The sequence below is a fragment of the Streptomyces sp. NPDC051104 genome (assembly GCF_040682835.1).
Lineage (GTDB): Bacteria > Actinomycetota > Actinomycetes > Streptomycetales > Streptomycetaceae > Streptomyces > Streptomyces cynarae.
In genome coordinates, this window is record NZ_JBFBBS010000001.1 from 882300 (window position 1) to 904831 (window position 22532).

Sequence of the window (22532 nt, forward strand, 5' to 3'; positions counted from 1 at the left end):
CCTTCGACCACTGCGTCCACGATAGGGGTCGCGGCGGACAGCCCCGGAGTTATCCACAAGCCCTTGTTCAGCGGTCAGGGACACGACCATCGTTCACACGTGCGTGGGAGACCTGCCCGTTTCCGGTCGATAGTCTGAATGGACCGGCGAGACTCCGTCCCATGGGAGCACTCATGAGCGTCGCACCGAAGGCCTCCTCCACGCCCACCTGGCCGATCCCGCCGGAGGGCGGTTGGACCGCCGACGACCTGGACCGGCTTCCGAATCTGCCTCCGCACACGGAATTGATCGACGGGAGCCTGGTCTTCGTGAGTCCGCAGACCGTCTTTCACGAGCGTGCCATCGATTTCTTCAAGTGGCGGCTTCAGTCGCTGGCACCTGCGGACCTTGAGGTGTTCCGCGAGTTCACCATCGATCTGGACAGCCAAAACAGGCCCGAACCAGACGTGGTAGTGGTCCACGGGGACGTTGTGGAGGACCCGGAGCAGACTCGCTTTCCGGCAGAGGCTGTCGTCCTGGCCATCGAGGTCGTCTCGGAGGACTCCGTGTCCCGCGACCGCGAGACCAAGCCCCTGAAGTACGCCCGGGCCAAGATCCCCCACTACTGGCGGGTCGAGAACGAGAAGGGTCGCGCCGCGGTGCACGCCTTCGAGCTGGAGCCGACCACCGGCACGTACACCAGCGTCGGGATCTTCCGCGAGCGGATGAAGATGGACGTTCCGTTCCCCGTCGACCTGGACCTCACCCAGATCAAGACGCGTCGCGCCGACAAGCAGTAGCTCCGAGCAGCACACGGCCCGGCACCCCCCGAGCGGGTACCGGGCCGTCGCGTAATCGGGCGCGGGCGCCTCAGCGCACGAACACCCCCGCCTGGTTCGCCAGGTCGAGGAAGTACTGCGGTGCCACACCCAGCGCCACGGTGACCGCCACGCCGAGACCGATCGCCGTCATCGTCAGCGGTGAGGGGACCGCCACCGTCGGGCCCTCGGGGCGCGGTTCGCTGAAGAACATCAGGACGATCACACGGATGTAGAAGAACGCCGCCACGGCGGACGAGATCACACCGATCACGACCAGCGGGATCGCCCCGCCTTCCGCCGCCGCCTTGAACACCGCGAACTTCCCGGCGAAGCCCGAGGTCAGCGGGATGCCCGCGAAGGCCAGCAGGAACACCGCGAACACGGCCGCCACCAGCGGGGACCTGCGGCCGAGCCCGGCCCACTTGGACAGGTGGGTCGCCTCGCCGCCCGCGTCGCGGACGAGGGTGACGACCGCGAAGGCACCGATCGTCACGAACGAGTACGCGGCCAGGTAGAAGAGGACCGAGGACACGCCGCTCCGCGTGGTCGCGATCACACCCGCGAGGATGAATCCCGCGTGCGCAATGGACGAGTACGCCAGCATCCGCTTGATGTCGGTCTGCGTGATCGCCACGATCGCACCGCCCAGCATGGTGACGATCGCGATCGCCCACATCACCGGCCGCCAGTCCCAGCGCATGCCCGGCAGGACCACGTACAGCAGTCGCAGCAGCGCGCCGAACGCCGCCACCTTGGTCGCCGCCGCCATGAAGCCGGTCACCGGTGTCGGCGCGCCCTGGTACACGTCCGGCGTCCACATGTGGAACGGCACCGCTCCCACCTTGAACAGCAGGCCCATCACGACCATCGCGGCGCCGACGAGCAGCAGCGCGTCATTGCCCATGGTGTTGGCGAGCGCCGGGTCGACGTTCGTGACCGTGCCGTCGACGACCTGGGCGATCCGCGCGTACGACACCGAGCCCGCGTAGCCGTACAGCAGGGCGATGCCGAACAGCGTGAAGGCGGAGGCGAAGGCGCCGAGCAGGAAGTACTTGACCGCGGCCTCCTGCGACATGAGCCGCTTGCGCCGGGCGAGCGCGCACAGCAGGTACAGCGGCAGCGAGAAGACCTCCAGGGCGACGAAGAGGGTCAGCAGGTCGTTCGCCGAGGGGAAGACCAGCATGCCGCCGACCGCGAACAGCAGCAACGGGAACGCCTCAGTCGTCGTGAAGCCCGCCTTGACGGCGGCCTTCTCGCTCTCGCTGCCCGGCACGGACGCGGCCTGCGCGGCGAACGAGTCCACGCGGTTGCCGTGCGCCGCCGGGTCGAGTCGCCGCTCGGCGAACGTGAACACGCCGAGCAGGCCCGCCAGCAGGATCGTTCCCTGCAGGAACAGGGACGGCCCGTCGACCGCCAGCGCGCCCATCGCCGCGATGTGGGCCTTGGTGGTGCCGTATCCGTCGGCGGCGAGCGCCACCACCGCGGCGAACGCGGCGGCGAGTGCGACGACGGACACGAACACCTGTGCGTAGTAACGGGACTTGCGCGGCACGAACGCCTCGATCAGCACCCCGATGAGGGCGGCACCGATGACGATCAGGGTCGGCGACAACTGCCCGTACTCGATCTTCGGCGCCTGGATCTTCGCGATCGGGTCGGCCGCGGTTGTCCACAGGCTGTGGACGGCTGTTGCGCTCACTTGGCCGCCTCCACTGCGGGCTTGGGATCGGTCTGGTGTACGTCGGACATGGTGTGCTGGACCGCCGGGTTGACCAGGTCGGTGACCGGCTTCGGGTAGACGCCCAGGAAGATCAGTAGCGCGATCAGTGGGACGACCACCACGAGTTCGCGGACCCGCAGGTCCGGCATCGCCGCGACCTCCGCCTTCACCGGGCCCGTCATCGTCCGCTGGTACAGGACGAGGGTGTAGAGCGCGGCGAGGACGATGCCGAAGGTGGCGATGATGCCGATCACCGGATGGCGCGTGAACGTGCCGACCAGCACCAGGAACTCACTGACGAACGGCGCGAGCCCCGGCAGGGACAGCGTCGCAAGGCCGCCGATCAGAAACGTGCCGGCGAGCACCGGCGCGACCTTCTGCACGCCCCCGTACCCCGCGACCAGACGCGAGCCGCGGCGCGAGATCAGGAAGCCCGCCACCAGCATCCAGGCGGCCGTCGAGATGCCGTGGTTGACCATGTACAGCGTCGCCCCGGACTGGCCCTGGCTGGTCATCGCGAAGATGCCCATGATGATGAAGCCGAAGTGGGAGATCGACGCGTAGGCCACCAGCCGCTTGATGTCCCGCTGGCCGACCGCCAGCAGCGCCCCGTACAGGATGCTGATCAGGGCCAGGACGAGGATGACCGGTGTCGCCCACTTGCTCGCCTCCGGGAACAGCTGGAGGCAGAACCGCAGCATCGCGAACGTGCCCACCTTGTCGACGACCGCCGTGATGAGCACGGCGACGGGGGCGGTGGCCTCGCCCATGGCGTTGGGCAGCCAGGTGTGCAGCGGCCACAGCGGCGCCTTCACCGCGAAGGCGAAGAAGAAGCCGAGGAACAGCCAGCGTTCGGTGCTGGTCGCCATGTGCAGCGAGCCGTTCGCCCGCGCCTGCACGATGTCCGGGAGGGAGAAGTTGCCCGCCTGCACATACAGGCCGATCACCGCGGCCAGCATGATCAGGCCGCCGGCCAGGTTGTAGAGGAGGAACTTCACTGCGGCGTACGACCGCTGCGTGGACGCCGCCTTCTCGCCCTGCTCGTGGGCGCGGTCCCCGAAGCCCCCGATGAGGAAGTACATCGGGATGAGCATGGCTTCGAAGAAGATGTAGAAGAGAAAGACGTCGGTGGCCTCGAACGAGATGATCACCATCGCCTCGACGGCCAGGATCAGGGCGAAGAAGCCCTGCGTCGGCCGCCAGCGCCGGCTTCCGGTCTCCAGCGGGTCCGCGTCGTGCCAGCCCGCCAGGATCACGAACGGGATCAACAGCGCGGTCAGCGCGATGAGCGCCACCGCGATGCCGTCCACGCCCAGCTCGTACCGCACCCCGAAGTCCTTGATCCAGGCCTGGGACTCGGTGAACTGGTACCGGGCGCCGCCCGGTTCGAAGCGGAACGCGATCACCGCGGCGAGCGCGAGCGTGGCGAGCGAGACGACCAGCGCCAGCCACTTGGCGGCGGTGCGCTGCGCGGCCGGGACCGCGGCCGTGGCGATCGCCCCCACGGCCGGGAGCACCGCCGTCGCTGTCAGCAGGGGAAAGGACATCGCTATCAGACCGCCCTCATCAGCAGGGTCAGGGCGACGAGCACCGCCGCACCGCCGAACATCGAGACGGCGTACGACCGTGCGTAGCCGTTCTGCAGTCGGCGGAGCCGGCCGGACAGGCCGCCGACCGAGGCCGCCGTGCCGTTGACGACGCCGTCGACCAGGGTGTGGTCCACGTACACCAGGGAGCGCGTGAGGTGTTCCCCGCCCCGGACGAGGACGACGTGGTTGAAGTCGTCCTGGAGCAGGTCGCGCCGGGCGGCCCGGGTGAGCAGGGAGCCGCGCGGGGCGACGGCCGGGACGGGCTTGCGGCCGTACTGCGCCCAGGCGATGGCCACGCCGATGACCAGGCACACCATGGTCGCTCCGGTGACCGTCCAGGCGCTGACGGGCGAGTGCCCCTCGCTGTGCCCGGTGACCGGCTCGAGCCAGTGCAGGAAGCGGTCGCCGATGCTGAAGAACGCGCCGCCGAAGACCGATCCGACCGCCAGCACGATCATCGGGATCGTCATGACGCCCGGCGACTCGTGCGGATGCGGCTCGGCGTGTTCCCCCCGGGTCTCGGCGGCGGGCTCCACGCTCGGCTCCGCCGGGGACGGAGTCGGGGCGTGGCGCCATCGCTCCTCGCCGAAGAACGTCATCAGCATCACGCGCGTCATGTAGAACGCCGTGATGGCCGCGCCCAGCAGGGCCGCGCCGCCGAGGATCCATCCCTCGGCGCCGCCCTTCGCGAAGGCCGCCTCGATGATCTTGTCCTTGGAGAAGAAGCCGGACAGGCCCGGGAAGCCGATGATCGCGAGGTAGCCGAGGCCGAAGGTGACGAAGGTGACCGGCATGTACTTCCTGAGACCGCCGTAGCGGCGCATGTCGACCTCGTCGTTCATGCCGTGCATGACCGAGCCGGCGCCGAGGAACAGCCCGGCCTTGAAGAAGCCGTGCGTCACCAGGTGCATGATCGCGAAGACGTAGCCGATGGGGCCCAGGCCCGCCGCCAGCACCATGTAGCCGATCTGCGACATGGTCGAGCCGGCCAGCGCCTTCTTGATGTCGTCCTTCGCGCAACCGACGATCGCACCGAAGAGGAGCGTGACGGCACCGACGACGGTGACGGCCAGCTGTGCGTCGGGCGCGGCGTTGAAGATCGCTCCTGAGCGGACGATCAGGTACACGCCCGCGGTCACCATGGTCGCGGCGTGGATCAGGGCCGAGACCGGGGTCGGGCCCTCCATCGCGTCACCGAGCCAGGACTGCAGCGGCACCTGGGCCGACTTGCCGCAGGCGGCGAGCAGCAGCATCAGGCCGATCGCGGTGAGCTTGCCCTCGCTCGTGTCCCCGACGTGGCCGAGGACCGGGCCGAAGGCGAAGGTCCCGAACGTCGTGAACATCAGCATGATGGCGATCGACAGGCCCATGTCGCCGACGCGGTTGACGATGAACGCCTTCTTCGCCGCGGTCGCCGCGCTGGGCTTGTGCTGCCAGAAGCCGATCAGCAGGTAGGAGGCGAGACCGACGCCCTCCCAGCCGACGTACAACAGCAGGTAGTTGTCGGCGAGGACGAGCAGCAGCATCGCCGCGAGGAACAGGTTCAGATAGCCGAAGAAGCGGCGCCGGCGCTCGTCGTGCTCCATGTACCCGACCGAGTACAGGTGGATGAGCGAGCCGACTCCGGTGATCAGCAGGACGAACGTCATCGACAACTGGTCGAGCCGGAAGGTGACGTCGGCCTGGAAGCCGGCCACCGGGACCCAGCTGAACAGGTGCTGGGTGACGGTCCGGTGGTCGGCGGCCCTCCCCAGCATGTCGGTGAAGAGGACGGCACCGAACACGAAGGAGACGGCGGCGAGCACCGTGCCGAGCCAGTGGCCGACCGCATCCAGCCTTCTGCCGCCGCACAGCAGCACGGCCGCTCCGAGCAGGGGCGCCGCGATCAGCAGCGCAATCAGGTTCTCCACGATTCTCCCGACCCCTTACAGCTTCATCAGGCTGGCGTCGTCGACCGAGGCCGAATGGCGGGTACGGAACAGCGACACGATGATCGCGAGCCCGACGACGACCTCCGCGGCGGCGACGACCATCGTGAAGAAGGCGATGATCTGGCCGTCGAGATTGCCGTGCATCCGGGAGAAGGTGACGAACGCGAGGTTGCACGCGTTGAGCATCAGCTCGATGCACATGAACACCACGATCGCGTTGCGCCGGATCAGTACGCCGGTGGCACCGATCGTGAACAACAGGGCGGCGAGATACAGGTAGTTGACCGGGTTCACTTCGACGCCTCCTCGGTCCTCTTGAGCGCCGGCCGCTTCTCCTCGGTGCGCTCCAGGCGCTCGGCGGCGTGCTGCTCCAGCGCCTTGAGATCGCTGATCGCCTCGTCGGACACGTCGCGGATCTGGCCGCGGGCGCGCAGCGTCTTGTTGACGGTCAGCTCGGACGGGGTGCCGTCCGGCAGGAGGCCCGCGATGTCCACCGCGTTGTGCCGGGCGTAGACGCCGGGGGCCGGCAGCGGCGGAAGGTGCTTGCCCTCCCGTACGCGCTGCTCGGAGAGTTCGCGCTGGGTGCGGGCGCGCTCGGTGCGCTCGCGGTGGGTGAGCACCATGGCGCCGACGGCGGCCGTGATGAGCAGGGCGCCGGTGATTTCGAAGGCGAACACGTACTTGGTGAAGATGAGGGCCGCCAGGCCCTCCACATTGCCGCCCGTGTTCGCCTTGCCGGTGCCGGCGAAGTCCTTCAGGGACGCGTTGGCGATGCCCGCGAACAGCAGGACGCCGAAGCCGAGCCCGCACAGGAGGGCCAGCCAGCGCTGCCCCTTGATGGTCTCCTTCAGGGAGTCCGCCGCGGTGACGCCGACGAGCATCACCACGAACAGGAACAGCATCATGATCGCGCCGGTGTAGACGACGATCTGCACGATCCCCAGGAAGTAGGCGCCGTTGGCGAGGTAGAACACGGCCAGGACGATCATGGTGCCCGCGAGGCACAGCGCGCTGTGCACGGCCTTCTTCATGAAGACGGTGCCGAGGGCGCCGAGCACCGCGACGGTGCCGAGGACCCAGAACTGGAAGGCCTCTCCGGTGGAGGTGGAGTAGGCCGCGAGATCAGTCATCCGCCGATCACCTTCTTCGACGCCGGCTCGCCCTCGCCGAAGGTGGAGACGGCCTCCTGCGGGACCTCGCCCTTCGAGACGGCGACCTGGCGCACCGTGCCGGGCGCGGCCTCCGTCACCAGGCCCCGGTAGTAGTCCTGCTCGTCCGTCCCCGGGTAGATGGCGTGGGGCGTGTCGACCATGCCCTCTTCGAGGCCGGCGAGCAGTTGCTCCTTGGTGTAGATGAGGTTGGCGCGGCTGGAGTCGGCCAACTCGAACTCGTTCGTCATCGTGAGCGCGCGCGTGGGGCACGCCTCGATGCACAGGCCGCACAGGATGCAGCGGGCATAGTTGATCTGGTAGACCCGCCCGTACCGCTCGCCCGGGGAGTAGCGCTCCTCGTCCGTGTTGTCCGCGCCCTCGACGTAGATCGCGTCGGCGGGACACGCCCAGGCGCACAATTCGCAGCCGATGCACTTCTCCAGGCCGTCCGGATGGCGGTTGAGCTGGTGCCGGCCGTGGAACCGCGGAGCCGTGGTCTTCTTCTGCTCCGGGTACTGCTCGGTGAGCCGCTTCTTGAACATGGCCTTGAAGGTCACGCCGAAGCCGGCCACCGGGTTCTGGAAACCCGGCTTGGTGTCCTTGGGCTCGTCAGCCATCGGACGCCTCCTTTCCATCCGCAGATCCGTCACTGACAGTTTCCGGTCCGCCACTGACAATCAGCTCCCGCTCCCGGCGGGAGCGGCGCCTGGGCACCGGTGGCAGCGTCTGTCCCGGCAGCGGCGGCACGGGGAATCCGCCGGCCATCGGTTCGAAGGCGGCGGGCTCCTCGGCGGGCCGCTCGGCCTCCTTGTCCTTCGCGCGGAACATGTCGACGACGAACGACAGCAGGAGCAGCGCGAGGACTCCGCCCGCGACGTACAGCGCGATGTCGCCGAACCCGTAGTTCTCGTTGCGAAGCGCCCGTACCGTCGCGACGAGCATCAGCCAGACCACGGAGACCGGGATGAGGACCTTCCAGCCGAGCTTCATCAGCTGGTCGTAGCGGACGCGCGGGAGCGTGCCGCGCAGCCAGATGAAGAAGAACAGCAGCAGCTGGACCTTGATGACGAACCAGAGCAGCGGCCACCAGCCGTGGTTCGCGCCCTCCCAGACCGTGCTGATCGGCCACGGGGCGCGCCAGCCGCCCAGGAAGAGGGTGGTGGACACGGCCGAGACCGTCACCATGTTGACGTACTCGGCGAGCATGAACATCGCGAACTTGATCGACGAGTACTCGGTGTTGAAGCCGCCGACCAGGTCGCCCTCGGACTCCGGCATGTCGAAGGGGGCGCGGTTGGTCTCGCCGACCATCGTGACGATGTAGATGATGAACGACACCGGCAGCAGCAGGATGTACCAGCGGTCGTGCTGCGCCTCGACGATCCTCGACGTCGACATCGACCCCGAGTAGAGGAACACGGAGGCGAAGGCGGCGCCCATGGCGATCTCGTAGGAGATCATCTGCGCGCAGGAGCGCAGGCCGCCGAGGAGCGGGTAGGTGGAGCCGGAACTCCAGCCCGCCAGCACGATGCCGTAGATGCCGACCGAGGCGACCGCGAGGATGTAGAGCATCGCGATCGGCAGGTCGGTGAGCTGCATCGTGGTGCGGTGCCCGAAGATCGAGATCTCGTTGCCGGCGGGCCCGAAGGGGATCACCGCGATCGCCATGAAGGCCGGGATGGCCGCGACGATCGGCGCGAGAATGTAGACCACCTTGTCCGCGCGCTTGACGATGAGGTCTTCCTTCAGCATCAGCTTCACGCCGTCGGCGAGCGACTGGAGCATGCCCCAGGGGCCGTGCCGGTTGGGGCCGATGCGAAGCTGCATCCAGGCGACGACCTTGCGCTCCCAGACGATGGAGAACAGCACGGTCACCATCAGGAAGGCGAAACAGAACACCGCCTTGATGACGACCAGCCACCAGGGGTCGTGGCCGAACATGGAGAGGTCTTCAGCGGCGAGGTACGGGCTCATGCCTCCACCTCCTTGGGGGCTTCGGCGGCGGGCGTCGCCGGGCCGATGCGGACGAGGGTGCCGGGCTGTGCCCCGGTGTCGGAGGGGACGCCGCCGCCCGTGGAGTTCATCGGGAGCCAGACGACGCGGTCGGGCATCTCGGTGATCTGCAGCGGGAGTTCGACGGTTCCGGACGGGCCGCGCACGGCCAGCGGGTCGCCGTCCTCGACGCCCGCCTCGGCGGCGGTGGCGGCGGACAGACGCGCGCGTGCCGCGTGCCGGGTACCGGCGAGCGCCTCGTCGCCGTCCTGGAGGCGGCCCTGGTCGAGCAGCAGCCGGTGGCCGGCGAGCACGGCCTCCCCGGCGGCCGGGCGGGGCAGCTGTCCGCCGATCTCCAGAGGGTTGGCGGCCCGCGGACCGTCCCAGGCGCCGAGGCGGTCCAGCTCCACGCGGATCGTGCGCAGATCGGGCAGCCCCAGGTGCACGTCCATCGCGTCGGCGAGCATCTGCAGCACGCGCGCGTCGGTCGGCATCAGCGGGCGGGTCATCTGGTCGGGCTTGAGCGTGGCCTCGAAGAATCGTGCCCTGCCCTCCCAGTTGAGGAAGGTGCCGGCCTTCTCGGCGGCCGCCGCGACCGGCAGCACCACGTCCGCGCGCTCGGTGACCTCGCCGGGCCGCAGTTCCAGGGAGACCAGGAAGTCCACCTCGGACAGTGCTTCACGCGCGCGTGCCGGATCCGGCAGGTCGGCGACCTCGACGCCGGCCACGACCAGGGCGCGCAGCTCGCCGGCGGCCGCCGCCTCGACGATTTGGCCCGTGTCCCGGCCGTAGCGGTGCGGAAGGTCGGCGACGCCCCAGACGGCGGCCACCTCCTCCCGCGCCCGCGGGTCGGTGGCCGGACGCCCGCCCGGCAGCAGCGGGGGCAGCGCGCCCACCTCGACCGCGCCCCGTTCTCCGGCCCGGCGCGGGATCCACGCCAGCCGGGCCCCGGTGGCGGCCGCGGTGCGGACGGCGGCGGTGAGGCCGCCCGCCACGGCGGCGAGGCGCTCACCGACGACGATCACGGCGCCCTCGGTGCGCAGCGCCTCCGCGGCCCGTACGCCGTCCTCCTCCAGGCCGACCCGTCCGGCCAGCGCGTCCAGCCACTCGGTCTCGGTCCCGGGCGCGGCGGGCAGCAGGGTGCCGCCGGCCTTCTCCAGGCCCCGGGTGGCGTGCGTGGCGAGAGCGAACACCTGCTGGCCGTGCCCCCGCCAGGCCTTGCGCAGCCGCAGGAAGACGCCGGGCGCCTCCTCCTCGGACTCGAACCCGACGAGCAGGACGGCGGGCGCCTTCTCGAGGGAGGTGTACGTGACGCCCGTACCGTCGAGGTCGCGGCCGCGTCCGGCGATCCGGGCGGCCAGGAAGTCGGCCTCTTCGCCGCTGAGCACGCGCGCGCGGAAGTCGATGTCGTTCGTGTCGAGCGCCACGCGCGCGAACTTGCTGTACGCGTAGGCGTCCTCCACGGTCAGCCGGCCGCCGGTGAGCACCCCGGCCCGGCCCCGCGCGGCGAGCAGCCCCCGGGCGGCGATGTCCAGCGCCTCGGGCCAGGACGCGGGCTCCAGCTCACCGCTCTCGCGCCGCACCAGCGGCACATCGAGCCGGTCCTTCATCTGCGCGTACCGGAACGCGAACCGCCCCTTGTCGCAGATCCACTCCTCGTTGACCTCGGGGTCGTAGGCGGCCAGGCGCCGCATGACCTTGCCGCGCCGGTGGTCGGTGCGGGTCGCGCAGCCGCCGGAGCAGTGCTCGCAGACCGAGGGGGACGAGACGAGGTCGAAGGGGCGGGAGCGGAAGCGGTACGCCGCCGAGGTCAGCGCACCGACCGGGCAGATCTGGATGGTGTTCCCGGAGAAGTACGACTCGAAGGGATCACCCTCTCCGGTGCCGACCTGCTGCAGTGCGCCCCGCTCCAGCAGCTCGATCATCGGGTCGCCCGCGATCTGGTTGGAGAACCGGGTGCAGCGGGCGCACAGCACGCACCGCTCACGGTCGAGCAGCACCTGCGTGGAGATCGGGACCGGCTTCTCGTACGTCCGCTTCTTCCCGTCGAAGCGGGACTCGGCGTTGCCGTGCGACATCGCCTGGTTCTGCAGCGGGCACTCGCCGCCCTTGTCGCAGACGGGGCAGTCGAGCGGGTGGTTGATGAGCAGGAGCTCCATCACACCCTTCTGGGCCTTCTCGGCGACGGGCGAGGTGAGGTGCGTCTTCACGACCATCCCGTCCGTACACGTGATCGTGCAGGACGCCATGGGCTTGCGCTGGCCCTCGACCTCGACGATGCACTGGCGGCAGGCGCCGGCCGGGTCGAGCAGGGGGTGGTCGCAGAAGCGGGGGATCTCGATGCCGAGCTGTTCGGCGGCGCGGATGACCAGGGTGCCCTTGGGCACGCTGATCTCGACGCCGTCGATCGTCAGCGTGACGAGGTCCTCCGGCGGGACCGCCGCCTCTCCCCCACCTGAGGGAGCGCTGGTGGTCACAGTCATGCGGTCACCTCCGCGGGCTTGTCCGCCCAGGCCGTGGACTTGGCCGGGTCGAAGGGGCAGCCCCGGCCCGTGATGTGGTCCTCGTACTCCTCGCGGAAGTACTTGAGGGAGGAGAAGATCGGCGAGGCGGCGCCGTCGCCGAGGGCGCAGAAGGACTTGCCGTTGATGTTGTCGGCGATGTCGGCGAGCTTGTCGAGGTCGGACATGACGCCCTTGCCCGCCTCGATGTCCCGCAGCAACTGCACGAGCCAGTAGGTGCCCTCCCGGCAGGGCGTGCACTTGCCGCAGGACTCGTGCGCGTAGAACTCGGTCCAGCGGGTGACGGCCCGCACCACGCAGGTCGTCTCGTCGAAGCACTGCAGGGCCTTGGTGCCGAGCATGGACCCGGCGGCGCCCACGCCCTCGTAGTCCAGCGCGACGTCGAGGTGCTCCTCGGTGAACATCGGCGTGGAGGAGCCGCCCGGCGTCCAGAACTTCAGCCGGTGGCCGGGCCGCATGCCGCCGCTCATGTCGAGGAGCTGCCGCAGCGTGATGCCGAGCGGGGCCTCGTACTGGCCGGGGTTGGCCACATGGCCGCTGAGCGAGTACAGCGTGAAGCCGGGCGACTTGTCGCTGCCCATCGACCGGAACCATTCCTTGCCCCGGTTCAGGATCGCGGGAACCGACGCGATCGACTCGACGTTGTTCACAACAGTCGGGCACGCGTAGAGGCCCGCGACCGCAGGGAAGGGGGGACGGAGCCGCGGTTGACCACGGCGGCCTTCGAGCGAGTCGAGCAGTGCGGTCTCCTCACCGCAGATGTAGGCGCCCGCGCCCGCGTGCACGGTGACGTCGAGATCGAGCCCGCTGCCCAGGATGTCCTCGCCCAGGTAGCCCGCCGCGTAGGCCTCGCGCACGGCCGAGTGCAACCGCCGCAGTACGGGGACGACTTCACCACGCAGATAGATGAAGGCATGCGACGACCTGATGGCGTAGCACGCGATGACGATGCCCTCGATGAGGCTGTGCGGGTTCGCGAAGAGGAGCGGGATGTCCTTGCAGGTTCCGGGCTCCGATTCGTCGGCGTTGACAACCAGATAGTGAGGCTTGCCGTCACCCTGGGGAATGAACTGCCACTTCATTCCCGTGGGGAATCCCGCGCCGCCGCGCCCGCGCAGTCCGGAGTCCTTGACGTACGCGATCACGTCGTCCGGCGACATGGCGAGCGCCTTGCGGAGCCCTTCGTAGCCGTCGTGACTGCGGTAGACGTCCAGCGTCCAGGACCTCTCCTCGTCCCAGAAGGCCGACAGCACGGGCACGAGCAGCTTCTCGGGGCTGGTCTCGTTGAGCTCGGGTGCCAAGGTCATCACTGCCCTCCCTCGTCGGCTACGGGCCCGGCCGGGTGGGCCGGGTCGGAGGCCGATGTGTCCTGCGGCGCGTCGTGCGAACTGAGGTGCTCGGACGGCGACGGCTCGTGCACGGCCGTGTCCCCGGCCTCGTCGTGCGGCCCGCCGTCCCGCGGGTGCACCACGCGCGCGGCGGGGGACTCCCCCTTGGCCAGCCGCAGCCCGACCAGGGAGGCCGGACCCGCGCTGCCGGTCGCCTCGACGGCCCCGTCCCGTTCGTCGGGGAAGCCGGCCAGCATCCGGGCGGTCTCCTTGAAGGTGCACAAGGGGGCACCGCGGGTGGGAGCGACCTGCCGTCCCGCGCGCAGGTCGTCGACGAGGCGCCTGGCGGTCTCGGGGGTCTGGTTGTCGAAGAACTCCCAGTTGACCATCACGACCGGCGCGTAGTCGCAGGCCGCGTTGCACTCGATGTGCTCCAGGGTGACCTTGCCGTCGTCGGTGGTCTCGCCGTTGCCGACGCCCAGGTGCTCCTGGAGGGCCTCGAAGATGGCGTCGCCGCCCATGACGGCGCACAGGGTGTTGGTGCAGACGCCCACCTGGTAGTCACCGGAGGGCCGCCGCCGGTACATGGTGTAGAAGGTGGCGACCGCGGTGACCTCGGCCGTGGTCAGGCCCAGCACCTCGGCGCAGAACCGCATTCCGGTGCGCGTGACATGGCCCTCCTCCGACTGCACCAGGTGCAGCAGCGGCAGGAGGGCGGACCGGGAGTCCGGGTAGCGGGCGATGATCTCGTGCGCGTCCCGCTCCAGCCGGGCCCGCACGTCGTCCGGGTAGTCGGGCGCGGGCAGTTCGGGCATGCCCAGACTGACGCCCCGCTGAGAAGAAGAGGTGGTCACCGGTCGACGCCTCCCATCACGGGGTCGATGGACGCGACGGCGACGATGACGTCGGCGACCTGGCCGCCCTCGCACATCGCCGCCATGGCCTGCAGGTTGGTGAAGGACGGGTCGCGGAAGTGGACCCGGTAGGGGCGGGTGCCGCCGTCGGAGACGGCGTGCACGCCGAGCTCGCCCTTGGGCGACTCGACCGCCGCGTACGCCTGTCCCGGCGGGACGCGGAAGCCCTCGGTCACCAGCTTGAAGTGGTGGATCAGGGCCTCCATGGAGGTGCCCATGATCCTCTTGATGTGGTCCAGGGAGTTGCCGAGCCCGTCCGGTCCCAGGGCGAGCTGGGCGGGCCAGGCGATCTTCTTGTCGGCGACCATGACCGGGCCGGGCTGCAGCCGGTCCAGGCACTGCTCGATGATCCCGACCGACTGGCGCATCTCCTCCAGGCGGACGAGGAAGCGGCCGTAGGCGTCGCAGGTGTCGGCGGTCGGGACGTCGAAGTCGTACGTCTCGTAGCCGCAGTAGGGCTGTGTCTTGCGCAGGTCGTGCGGCAGGCCGGCGGAGCGCAGGATCGGCCCCGTGGCGCCGAGGGCCATGCAGCCCGCGAGGTCCAGGTAGCCGATGTCCTGCATGCGGGCCTTGAAGATGGGGTTCCCGGTGGCGAGCTTGTCGTACTCCGGGAGGTTCTTCTTCATCTTCTTCACGAACTCGCGGATCTGGTCCACGGCGCCCGGCGGCAGGTCCTGGGCGAGTCCGCCGGGGCGGACGTAGGCGTGGTTCATCCGCAGGCCGGTGATCAGCTCGTAGATGTCGAGGATCATCTCCCGGTCGCGGAAGCCGTAGATCATGATCGTGGTGGCGCCGAGCTCCATGCCTCCGGTGGCGATGCACACCAGGTGGGAGGAGAGCCGGTTCAGCTCCATCAGGAGCACCCGGATGACCGAGGCGCGGTCCGGGACCTGGTCCTCGATGCCGAGGAGCCTCTCCACGGCGAGGCAGTACGCCGTCTCGTTGAAGAACGGCGTCAGGTAGTCCATGCGCGTCACGAACGTGGTGCCCTGCGTCCACGTGCGGTACTCGAGGTTCTTCTCGATGCCGGTGTGCAGGTAGCCGATGCCGCAGCGGGCCTCGGTGACCGTCTCGCCCTCGATCTCCAGGATGAGCCTCAGCACGCCGTGCGTGGACGGGTGCTGCGGGCCCATGTTGACGATCAGGCGCTCGTCGTCGGCACGGGTCACGGACTCGACGACCTCGTCCCAGTCACCGCCGGTGACCGTGTAGACGGTGCCTTCCGTGGTCTCGCGTGCGGACGCGGAGGACGGGGTGTGCGTGCTCATGAGTACGACCTCCGCTGGTCCGGAGCCGGGATCTGGGCGCCCTTGTACTCGACGGGGATGCCGCCGAGGGGGTAGTCCTTGCGCTGCGGATGGCCCTGCCAGTCGTCCGGCATCATGATCCGCGTCAGCGCCGGGTGGCCGTCGAAGACCAGGCCGAAGAAGTCGTACGTCTCGCGTTCGTGCCAGTCGTTCGTGGGATACACGGACACGAGCGACGGGACGTGCGGGTCGGCGTCGGGGGCGCTGACCTCCAGGCGGATCAGCCGGTTGTGGGTGATCGAGCGCAGGTGGTAGACGGCGTGCAGCTCGCGGCCCTTGTCGCCGGGGTAGTGCACTCCGCTCACGCCCGTGCACAGCTCGAAGCGGAGCGCCGGGTCGTCGCGGAGGGTCTGGGCTACGGCGAGAAGGTACTCGCGTTCGATGTGGAACGTCAGCTCGCCGCGGTCGACGACGGTCTTCTCGATGGCGTTCCCGGGGACGAGGCCCTGCTCCTCCAGGGCGCCCTCCAGCTCGTCGGCGACCTCGTCGAACCAGCCCCCGTAGGGGCGGGTGGCCGCGCCCGGGAGGCGGATGGAGCGGACCAGGCCGCCGTAGCCGGAGGTGTCGCCGCCGTTGTCGGCGCCGAACATGCCGCGCTGGACGCGGATCTCCTCGCCGCCCTCGCCGCGCCGGCCGGGGAGGTTGGCGGCGCCGAGGTCCTTCTCGGGATTGACGCCGTTGCCGTTCACCCCGTTGCCGTTCACGCCACCCGGGTGCGCGCCCGCGCCGTTGCGGTTCGCGTCGCTCATCGCAGCAGCCCCTTCATCTCGATCGTCGGCAGGGCCTTGAGCGCCGCTTCCTCCGCCTCACGGGCCGCCTCCTCGGCGTTGACGCCGAGCTTGGAGGACTGGATCTTCTGGTGCAGCTTGAGGATCGCGTCCATCAGCATCTCGGGCCGTGGCGGGCAGCCGGGCAGGTAGATGTCGACGGGGACGATGTGGTCGACGCCCTGGACGATCGCGTAGTTGTTGAACATGCCGCCCGAGGAGGCGCACACGCCCATCGAGATCACCCACTTGGGGTTCGGCATCTGGTCGTAGACCTGCCTGAGGACCGGCGCCATCTTCTGGCTGACCCGGCCCGCGACGATCATCAGATCCGCCTGGCGGGGCGAGCCGCGGAAGACCTCCATGCCGAAGCGCGCCAGGTCGTAGCGGCCGGCGCCGGTGGTCATCATCTCGATGGCGCAGCAGGCGAGGCCGAAGGTGGCGGGGAAGACCGACGCCTTGCGCACCCAGCCCGCGGCCTGCTCGACGGTGGTCAGAAGGAAACCGCTCGGCAGCTTTTCTTCGAGTCCCATGACGTAAGGCCCCTCAGTCCCATTCCAGGCCGCCGCGCCGCCATACGTACGCGTACGCGACGAAGACGGTGAGCACGAAGAGCAGCATCTCCACGAGCCCGAAGATCCCCAGGGCGTCGAAGGTGACGGCCCAGGGGTAGAGGAAGACGATCTCGATGTCGAAGACGATGAAGAGCATCGCCGTCAGGTAGTACTTGATCGGGAAGCGCCCGCCGCCGGCCGGCGTGGGGGTCGGCTCGATACCGCACTCGTAGGCCTCGAGCTTGGCGCGGTTGTACCGCTTCGGACCGATCAGCGTGGCCATGACCACGGAGAAGATCGCAAAGCCTGCCCCGAGGGCTCCCAGTACGAGGATGGGCGCATACGCGTTCACCGCTCCTCGCTCCTCTCAGTCGGCACTGACTGCTGGCGGTTGCGCTGGGCTCACATCCGTCCCACATGTCCCGAAAGCCCCGCTCGCCCCAGCGAAGATCGCGGACATGTGAAGCAGGTCACAAGCCCAACTGCCGTGCATCTTATGCCCGCGGGTGTGTGATCTGCGACACGGGGGTCAGCACGTACTTTGTGATCTCCACCACCAGGCGAACGATCATGAAGTCGGATGAGCGGTGATCTACGTACGCGAAGCAGTCGAGTGATCACCAAGAGGTGACATTTTCCCGCGTCTCCGCTGGTAGAGGCGATCTCGCACTATCAAACGCCAAGGGTTCAAAGCAAATTGGCGCTGAACCAGAACCCTTGATAAGGGCGCCCGTTCACACTTCAGAGGGAGGAGCGGGGGCGAATGTGGACGTGTGCGCGCGTTCACGAGCAGAGGGGCGGCTTCACGCACAGAGGTGCATGCATTCACAAGCGGCAGGGGCAGGCGCACGGACCGAGGGGCCCGCTGCGCGCGCGAGACGCCCTCGCGCCAGTGACCGTTCCGTGACCTGCGCCACACCTGTGTGAGGGTTCAATAAAGCGGGCTTGGCCATCTGCCCCAACCGGTGGTAGGCCCGGAGCAATTCAGGACGTAACGACGAAAGCCCATGATCACAGGCTTGATCGCCACTGTCCGCTTTGCCCGTTACGGCGTCAATAAAGAATGACACGCCCGGGATTCAGGCCGTCGATTGAACAACTGTGGCGCACCACACGTTTCTTGAAGGTATGGAGGAGTCCCTGGTACCGCTTGTCCCCATGTCCCACACCGCTCACATACGCAGCCACCGGAAGCCCCGCAACCGCAGCGCGTCGACCATCGCGATGCGGGCCTCAGTCGCCGGTGGTGTCCTCAGCACCCTGGCCGTGGCCGGGGCCTCGGCATCGGCCGACGCCGCGGAGCCGGTGACCCAGACGCTCGAGCTGCCGATCCTGACGGCCGACGTGGCCACGCAGGTCGCACAGTCCGCGGCGGCCACCCAGCAGGCCGCGGCCAACTACCAACTGCAGGTCGAGCGTGACGCAGCCGCCGCGAACGCCGCGAAGCAGGCGAAGGCGGACCTCGCGGAGGCCAAGAAGAAGGAGGCCGAGGCCAAGCGGAAGGCCGAGGCCAAGCGGAAGGCCGAGGCGGAGCGCAAGCAGGCGGAGGCCGCCTCGCGCAGCGCCGAGCGCACCGTCCTCACCGCCGCCTCGACCAGCGTCTCGACGAGCTCCTCCACGGCCACCGGTTCGGTCGCGGAGGTCGTCGCCTTCGTCAAGGCGCAGATCGGCAAGGCGTACGTATCCGGCGCCACCGGTCCGTCGGCGTACGACTGCTCCGGCCTGGTGCAGACGGCCTTCAAGCAGGTCGGGATCAACCTTCCGCGGGTCTCCCAGGACCAGTCGACGGCCGGCACCCAGGTCTCGCTGAGCAACCTGCAGCCCGGGGACATCCTGTACTGGGGCAGCGCGGGCAGCGCCTACCACGTCGCGGTGTACGTGGGCGACGGCATGTTCGTCGGCGCGCAGAACCCCTCCAGCGGCGTCGGGGAGCACCCGCTGTCCTACGACCCGCCGTCCGGCGCGGTCCGCGTGCTCTGACCGAGCCGTCGTAAGCGGTACGGGGATTGCAGGGCCGCCGCCCGTTCGAGGCGACGGCCCTCCCGGCTCATCCCCGGCCGACTCCGCTCACCCCACGTCGAACGTGTTCGGCAGGCCGAGCCGATAGCGCACCTCGTCGACCCGCTTGAGGGGCTCCAGCTCCGGCGGGCGGTACAGCTCCCAGATCCGGCACCGCTCGGCGTCCGCGCCGTCCGCGTCCAGCAGTGCGTTGACGGCCCTGCGCGCCGACTCGTTGGCGCCCTCCATCGTCGCCAGGTCCACATCCGTCCGGACGTAGTCGCCCGCGAGGAAGAAATTCGGTACGGCGGTCCTCGCCGAGGGGCGGTTGTAGAGCGTGCCCGTCGGATGGATGAGGAGCGGCTCGCGGTTCTGCGGGTCCGGGCCGCCGAGACCGGTCACCGCCGGGTCCATGAACCAGCCGAGGCGGTCCTCGTCCCACAGCGTGGTCTTGCCGGAGTCGTTGAGTCCGTCCTTCAGCTGGGCCCACAGCTCGGCGACGATCTCCTCCTTGGTGCACTCGCGGGCCGGCTTGCCGAACAGGATGCCGGGCTTGTCCCACTCCGAGATGATCGCGGACAGGCAGTCCCGGGCCTGACCGTCGCCGTAGTCCCGCGAGAGGTCCCGTACGTCCCAGAACTGCGCCTGCCCGATCCCGGTCACCGACCAGGGTGAGTCCAGGCAGTTGATGTGCCCGTGGACGACGGGCGTGGGCGTGCGCAGATAGAACTGCACCCCGGTCATCCAGTCCGTCTTGAGCGCGTCGCACCGGGCGAGCTGCGGGTCGGCGGCGCGCAGGGCGGCGCCCCAGGTGCGGCGGGCGTGCTCGACGGGCATCGCGGAGACGTAGTGGTCGGCGGTGACGGTGCGCTCGTCCCCTCCGTCGCGCGCGGCGACCCTCACGCCGGTGACGCGCCCGCCCGCGTAGCCCACCTCACGGACCTCGGTGCCGAGCACGAACTCGACACCGAGGGAGCGCAGGTGCGCGGCCCAGGGGTCGATCCAGGCCTCGCTGGTAGGGGCGTTGAGGACGCGGTCGATGTCGGCGTCACCGTCCAGGCCGCGGCCGAGCAGGCCCCAGAGGATGAGGGCCTCGATGATGACGCGGCCGACCGTGCGCGTGGACGCCACCTCCGCGCGCGTGGCGACGAGGTTGCGGGTCTGGCCGATGCCGAGGAGGGTCTGGTACTCCGCGCTCATCTCCTCGGCCCGGATGAACTCCCACCAGGACGTCTTCTCCCACTGGTCCTCGCGGCGGGCGTCGCAGCTGGTGAGGTGGACCAGGAGGCGGTCGGCGAAGTATGCGGCCTCGTGGGCGGGGAGGTGGGTGCCCAGGTCCAGTACGGACAGGATCTGGTCGCGGAGCCAGGACGGGGTGATGTCGCCGGGGGCCGGCGGGGTGGTGACCCGGCGCAGGGGGAAGTGCAGGTCGGGGCGGCCGGAGCTGCGGGCGAACAACTCCTCGGTGCCACTGCGCAGGTTGTCGTGGACGCCGTTCGCATTGCCGGGGAAGGGGATGCGGCGCATGGTGTCCGGCAGGTTCCGGTAGAAACCGGGGAAGAACCGGAAGCCGTGCTCGCCCGGCAGGGGCTTGCGGCCGCCGGTCCCCGTACCGGGCACGTCCATGGAGCGGGCCTTGCCGCCGAGGACGTCGTAGTACTCGTAGACGGTGACGGCATAGCCGCGCTCGGCGAGTTCCTGGGCGGCGCTGAGCCCCGAGACACCGCCGCCGAGCACGGCGACGTGCCTGCGGGCGGCGGCACGGGCGCTGCCGCCGGGCCATAACGAGACAGCGGCGGCGGCTCCTCCGGCCCCTGCGAGGAAGCGTCTGCGGGTGGGTCCCTGGTGTTCTGTTGTCATGGGCACCGGAGGGTAGGGAGAGACGGACCGCGACGGAAGGTCGCGGCCCGGTCACCTACAGCACCCTCACCTACCGGTCACCTGTTCACGCCTTGGGAGCCACCTTGCTCAGCCCGTTGATGATCCGGTCCATCGCGTCGCCGCCCGTCGGGTCGGTGAGGTTGGCGAGCATCTTCAGGGTGAACTTCATGAGCACGGGGTGCGTGAGGCCGCGCTGGGTCGCGATCTTCATCACCTTCGGGTTGCCGATCAGCTTCACGAAGGCGCGGCCCAGCGTGTAGTAGCCGCCGTAGGTGTCCTTCAGGATCTTCGGGTAATTGTGCAGGGCGAGTTCGCGCTGGCCGGGGGTCGCGCGGGCCAGGGCCTGGACGATGACGTCCGCCGCGATCTGGCCGGACTCCATGGCGTAGGCGATGCCCTCGCCGTTGAAGGGGTTCACCAGGCCGCCCGCGTCACCGACGAGCAACAGGCCCTTGGTGTAGTGCGGCTGGCGGTTGAAGGCCATGGGGAGGGCGGCACCGCGGATCGGGCCGGTCATGTTCTCGGGGGTGTAGCCCCAGTCCTCCGGCATAGAGGCGCACCAGGCCTTGAGCACCTCGCGCCAGTCCAGTTCCTTGAAGGCCTCGGAGGTGTTCAGCACGCCCAGGCCGACGTTGCTCGTCCCGTCGCCCATGCCGAAGATCCAGCCGTAGCCGGGCAGCAGCCGCTCCTGGCCGCCGCGCCGGTCCCAGAGCTCCAGCCAGGACTCCAGGTAGTCGTCGTCGTGGCGCGGGGACGTGAAGTACGTACGGACCGCGACGCCCATGGGGCGGTCCTCTCGGCGGTGCAGGCCCATCCCCAGCGACAGCCGCGAGGAGTTGCCGTCCGCCGCGACCACCAGCGGCGCGTGGAAGGTGACCTCGCGCTTCTCCTCGCCCAGCTTGGCGTGCACGCCGGTGATACGGCCGGTGCGGTCGTCGACGATCGGGGCGCCCACATTGCAGCGCTCGTACAGCCGCGCACCCGCCTTCTGCGCCTGCCGGGCCAGCTGCTCGTCGAAGTCGTCGCGCTTGCGGACCAGTCCGTAGTCCGGGTAGGAGGCGAGATCCGGCCAGTCGAGCTGGAGCCGCACCCCGCCGCCGATGATCCGCAGACCCTTGTTGCGCAGCCAGCCGGCCTCCTCGGAGATGTCGATGCCCATCGCGACGAGCTGCTTGGTGGCGCGCGGCGTCAGGCCGTCACCGCACACCTTCTCGCGCGGGAACGCGGTCTTCTCCAGCAGCAGGACGTCCAGGCCCGCCTTCGCGAGGTAGTACGCGGTGGTGGAACCGGCTGGCCCGGCCCCGACGACGATCACATCGGCGGTGTGTTCGGTAAGGGGCTGGGGCTCGGTCACGGCGGGTTCTCCCCAAGGCTCGACGACGGCAACACCAGCGCCTGCGGCAGGCGGCGAGAAGGCCACGGGGAAACCGCGGCCGAAACAGCGTTCTGACGGGCACTGGACATGGGCAGTCTATTCAGCGTCACCGACCCCCCGGCTGAAGGGCTGCCCCCATGAACCGAGCTCTCCCCGACGTACGGCTGCGCGTCCCCACCGACGAGGACGCCTTCGCCTGGCACCGGGTGTTCGCCGACCCCGAGGTCATGGAGTTCCGCGGCGGCAAGGCCGCCGAGCTGTCCGTCTACGAGGAGCTCACCGCCCGCCAGCGCCGGCACGACGCCGAGTACGGCTTCTGCCTGTGGAGCGTGCTCGACGAGTCCGGGGAGGTCATCGGCTTCACGGGCGCTCAGCCGTGGCCGCGCGAGTGGGGCCCGAAGGGGGAGATCGAGATCGGCTGGCGGCTCGGGCGGGCGCACTGGGGCAAGGGGTATGTGACGGCGGCCGCCCGGATGACCCTGGAGCGCGTGCGGGTGGCGGGCGTGAGCGGCGTGGTGGCCATGGTCGACTCCCGCAACACGCGGTCCATCGCGGTCACACAGCGGCTGGGGATGCGCCTCGCGGAGACCTTCACCACGCCTGCGTCGCAGCGGCAGGGCCACTGCTACCGCCTCGATCTGTGACCGAGCGTGATCGACTGTCACAGAAAGACACCTGGCGCTTCCGGGTGGCACCCCGGCCG

Annotated in this window: 19 protein-coding genes; 3 read left to right on the plus strand and 16 right to left on the minus strand. The window is 69.5% G+C overall.

The genetic code is table 11. The features are described 5' to 3' along the window. The first annotated feature begins 173 nt into the window (after window positions 1–173). Window positions 174–779 (plus strand): Uma2 family endonuclease, encoded by a 606-nt coding sequence (locus tag AB0N14_RS04315; protein WP_366024157.1) that lies wholly within the window; start codon window positions 174–176, stop codon window positions 777–779. Window positions 780–849: 70 nt separating this feature from the next. On the opposite strand, the gene nuoN is transcribed toward AB0N14_RS04315, so the two are convergent. Genes nuoN through AB0N14_RS04385 form a run of 14 tightly spaced genes read right to left on the minus strand, consistent with a single transcriptional unit; the run spans window position 850 to window position 16927 of the window. Further along, complete coding sequence (gene nuoN, locus AB0N14_RS04320) at window positions 850–2499, minus strand: NADH-quinone oxidoreductase subunit NuoN (protein ID WP_366024158.1); 1650 nt, start codon at window positions 2497–2499, stop codon at window positions 850–852. Further along, the gene (locus AB0N14_RS04325) at window positions 2496–4067 is read right to left on the minus strand and encodes an NADH-quinone oxidoreductase subunit M (RefSeq protein WP_366024159.1); all 1572 of its coding nucleotides are present in this window, start codon (window positions 4065–4067) and stop codon (window positions 2496–2498) included. Before AB0N14_RS04325 ends, nuoN begins: the two co-directional genes overlap by 4 nt. 5 nt (window positions 4068–4072) lie before the next feature. Beyond that, on the minus strand, window positions 4073–6019 hold the full coding sequence (nuoL, locus tag AB0N14_RS04330) for an NADH-quinone oxidoreductase subunit L (RefSeq protein WP_366024160.1): 1947 nt from the start codon (window positions 6017–6019) through the stop codon (window positions 4073–4075). Between the two features lie 15 nt (window positions 6020–6034). Further along, window positions 6035–6334 carry an NADH-quinone oxidoreductase subunit NuoK gene (nuoK, locus tag AB0N14_RS04335; RefSeq protein ID WP_023547474.1) on the minus strand — a complete coding sequence of 100 codons (300 nt, stop codon included), beginning with the start codon at window positions 6332–6334 and terminating at the stop codon, window positions 6035–6037. Further along, on the minus strand, window positions 6331–7170 hold the full coding sequence (locus tag AB0N14_RS04340) for an NADH-quinone oxidoreductase subunit J (RefSeq protein WP_366024161.1): 840 nt from the start codon (window positions 7168–7170) through the stop codon (window positions 6331–6333). The genes nuoK and AB0N14_RS04340 overlap by 4 nt, the downstream gene beginning before the upstream one ends. Continuing rightward, a complete protein-coding gene (nuoI, locus tag AB0N14_RS04345) occupies window positions 7167–7808 on the minus strand; it encodes an NADH-quinone oxidoreductase subunit NuoI (RefSeq protein ID WP_366024162.1) in 642 nt (213 codons plus the stop codon). Before nuoI ends, AB0N14_RS04340 begins: the two co-directional genes overlap by 4 nt. Beyond that, window positions 7801–9165: an NADH-quinone oxidoreductase subunit NuoH gene (gene nuoH, locus AB0N14_RS04350; protein ID WP_366024163.1), complete on the minus strand. Its 1365-nt coding sequence runs from the start codon at window positions 9163–9165 to the stop codon at window positions 7801–7803. Before nuoH ends, nuoI begins: the two co-directional genes overlap by 8 nt. Further along, the gene (locus AB0N14_RS04355) at window positions 9162–11666 is read right to left on the minus strand and encodes an NADH-quinone oxidoreductase subunit G (RefSeq protein ID WP_366024164.1); all 2505 of its coding nucleotides are present in this window, start codon (window positions 11664–11666) and stop codon (window positions 9162–9164) included. Before AB0N14_RS04355 ends, nuoH begins: the two co-directional genes overlap by 4 nt. Further along, window positions 11663–13012: an NADH-quinone oxidoreductase subunit NuoF gene (gene nuoF / locus AB0N14_RS04360; protein ID WP_366024165.1), complete on the minus strand. Its 1350-nt coding sequence runs from the start codon at window positions 13010–13012 to the stop codon at window positions 11663–11665. The genes AB0N14_RS04355 and nuoF overlap by 4 nt, the downstream gene beginning before the upstream one ends. After that, entirely contained in the window at window positions 13012–13887 is an 876-nt protein-coding gene (nuoE, locus tag AB0N14_RS04365) for an NADH-quinone oxidoreductase subunit NuoE (RefSeq protein ID WP_366024166.1), read from the minus strand. The genes nuoF and nuoE overlap by 1 nt, the downstream gene beginning before the upstream one ends. Then, entirely contained in the window at window positions 13884–15215 is a 1332-nt protein-coding gene (locus AB0N14_RS04370) for an NADH-quinone oxidoreductase subunit D (RefSeq protein ID WP_366024167.1), read from the minus strand. The genes nuoE and AB0N14_RS04370 overlap by 4 nt, the downstream gene beginning before the upstream one ends. After that, on the minus strand, window positions 15212–16003 hold the full coding sequence (locus AB0N14_RS04375; protein WP_366024168.1) for an NADH-quinone oxidoreductase subunit C: 792 nt from the start codon (window positions 16001–16003) through the stop codon (window positions 15212–15214). Before AB0N14_RS04375 ends, AB0N14_RS04370 begins: the two co-directional genes overlap by 4 nt. After that, on the minus strand, window positions 16000–16554 hold the full coding sequence (locus AB0N14_RS04380; RefSeq protein WP_007383964.1) for an NADH-quinone oxidoreductase subunit B family protein: 555 nt from the start codon (window positions 16552–16554) through the stop codon (window positions 16000–16002). The genes AB0N14_RS04375 and AB0N14_RS04380 overlap by 4 nt, the downstream gene beginning before the upstream one ends. A 13-nt stretch (window positions 16555–16567) precedes the next feature. Further along, entirely contained in the window at window positions 16568–16927 is a 360-nt protein-coding gene (locus AB0N14_RS04385) for an NADH-quinone oxidoreductase subunit A (RefSeq protein ID WP_003992243.1), read from the minus strand. An 806-nt stretch (window positions 16928–17733) separates the two neighbouring features. Here AB0N14_RS04385 and AB0N14_RS04390 point away from each other — a divergent pair. Further along, entirely contained in the window at window positions 17734–18555 is an 822-nt protein-coding gene (locus AB0N14_RS04390; RefSeq protein ID WP_366024169.1) for a C40 family peptidase, read from the plus strand. An 87-nt stretch (window positions 18556–18642) separates the two neighbouring features. Here the strand turns inward: AB0N14_RS04390 and AB0N14_RS04395 are convergent, their stop codons facing one another. Together AB0N14_RS04395 and AB0N14_RS04400 are read right to left on the minus strand one after the other, a co-directional pair. Beyond that, window positions 18643–20433, minus strand: coding sequence for an FAD-dependent oxidoreductase (locus tag AB0N14_RS04395; protein WP_366024170.1), 1791 nt, complete (start codon window positions 20431–20433; stop codon window positions 18643–18645). An 85-nt stretch (window positions 20434–20518) separates the two neighbouring features. Further along, a complete protein-coding gene (locus AB0N14_RS04400) occupies window positions 20519–21808 on the minus strand; it encodes a geranylgeranyl reductase family protein (RefSeq protein WP_366024171.1) in 1290 nt (429 codons plus the stop codon). A gap of 158 nt (window positions 21809–21966) precedes the next feature. Between AB0N14_RS04400 and AB0N14_RS04405 the strand changes: the two genes are divergently transcribed. Further along, window positions 21967–22473, plus strand: a complete 507-nt coding sequence (locus AB0N14_RS04405; protein ID WP_366024172.1) for a GNAT family N-acetyltransferase — start codon at window positions 21967–21969, stop codon at window positions 22471–22473. Window positions 22474–22532: the final 59 nt, after the last annotated feature.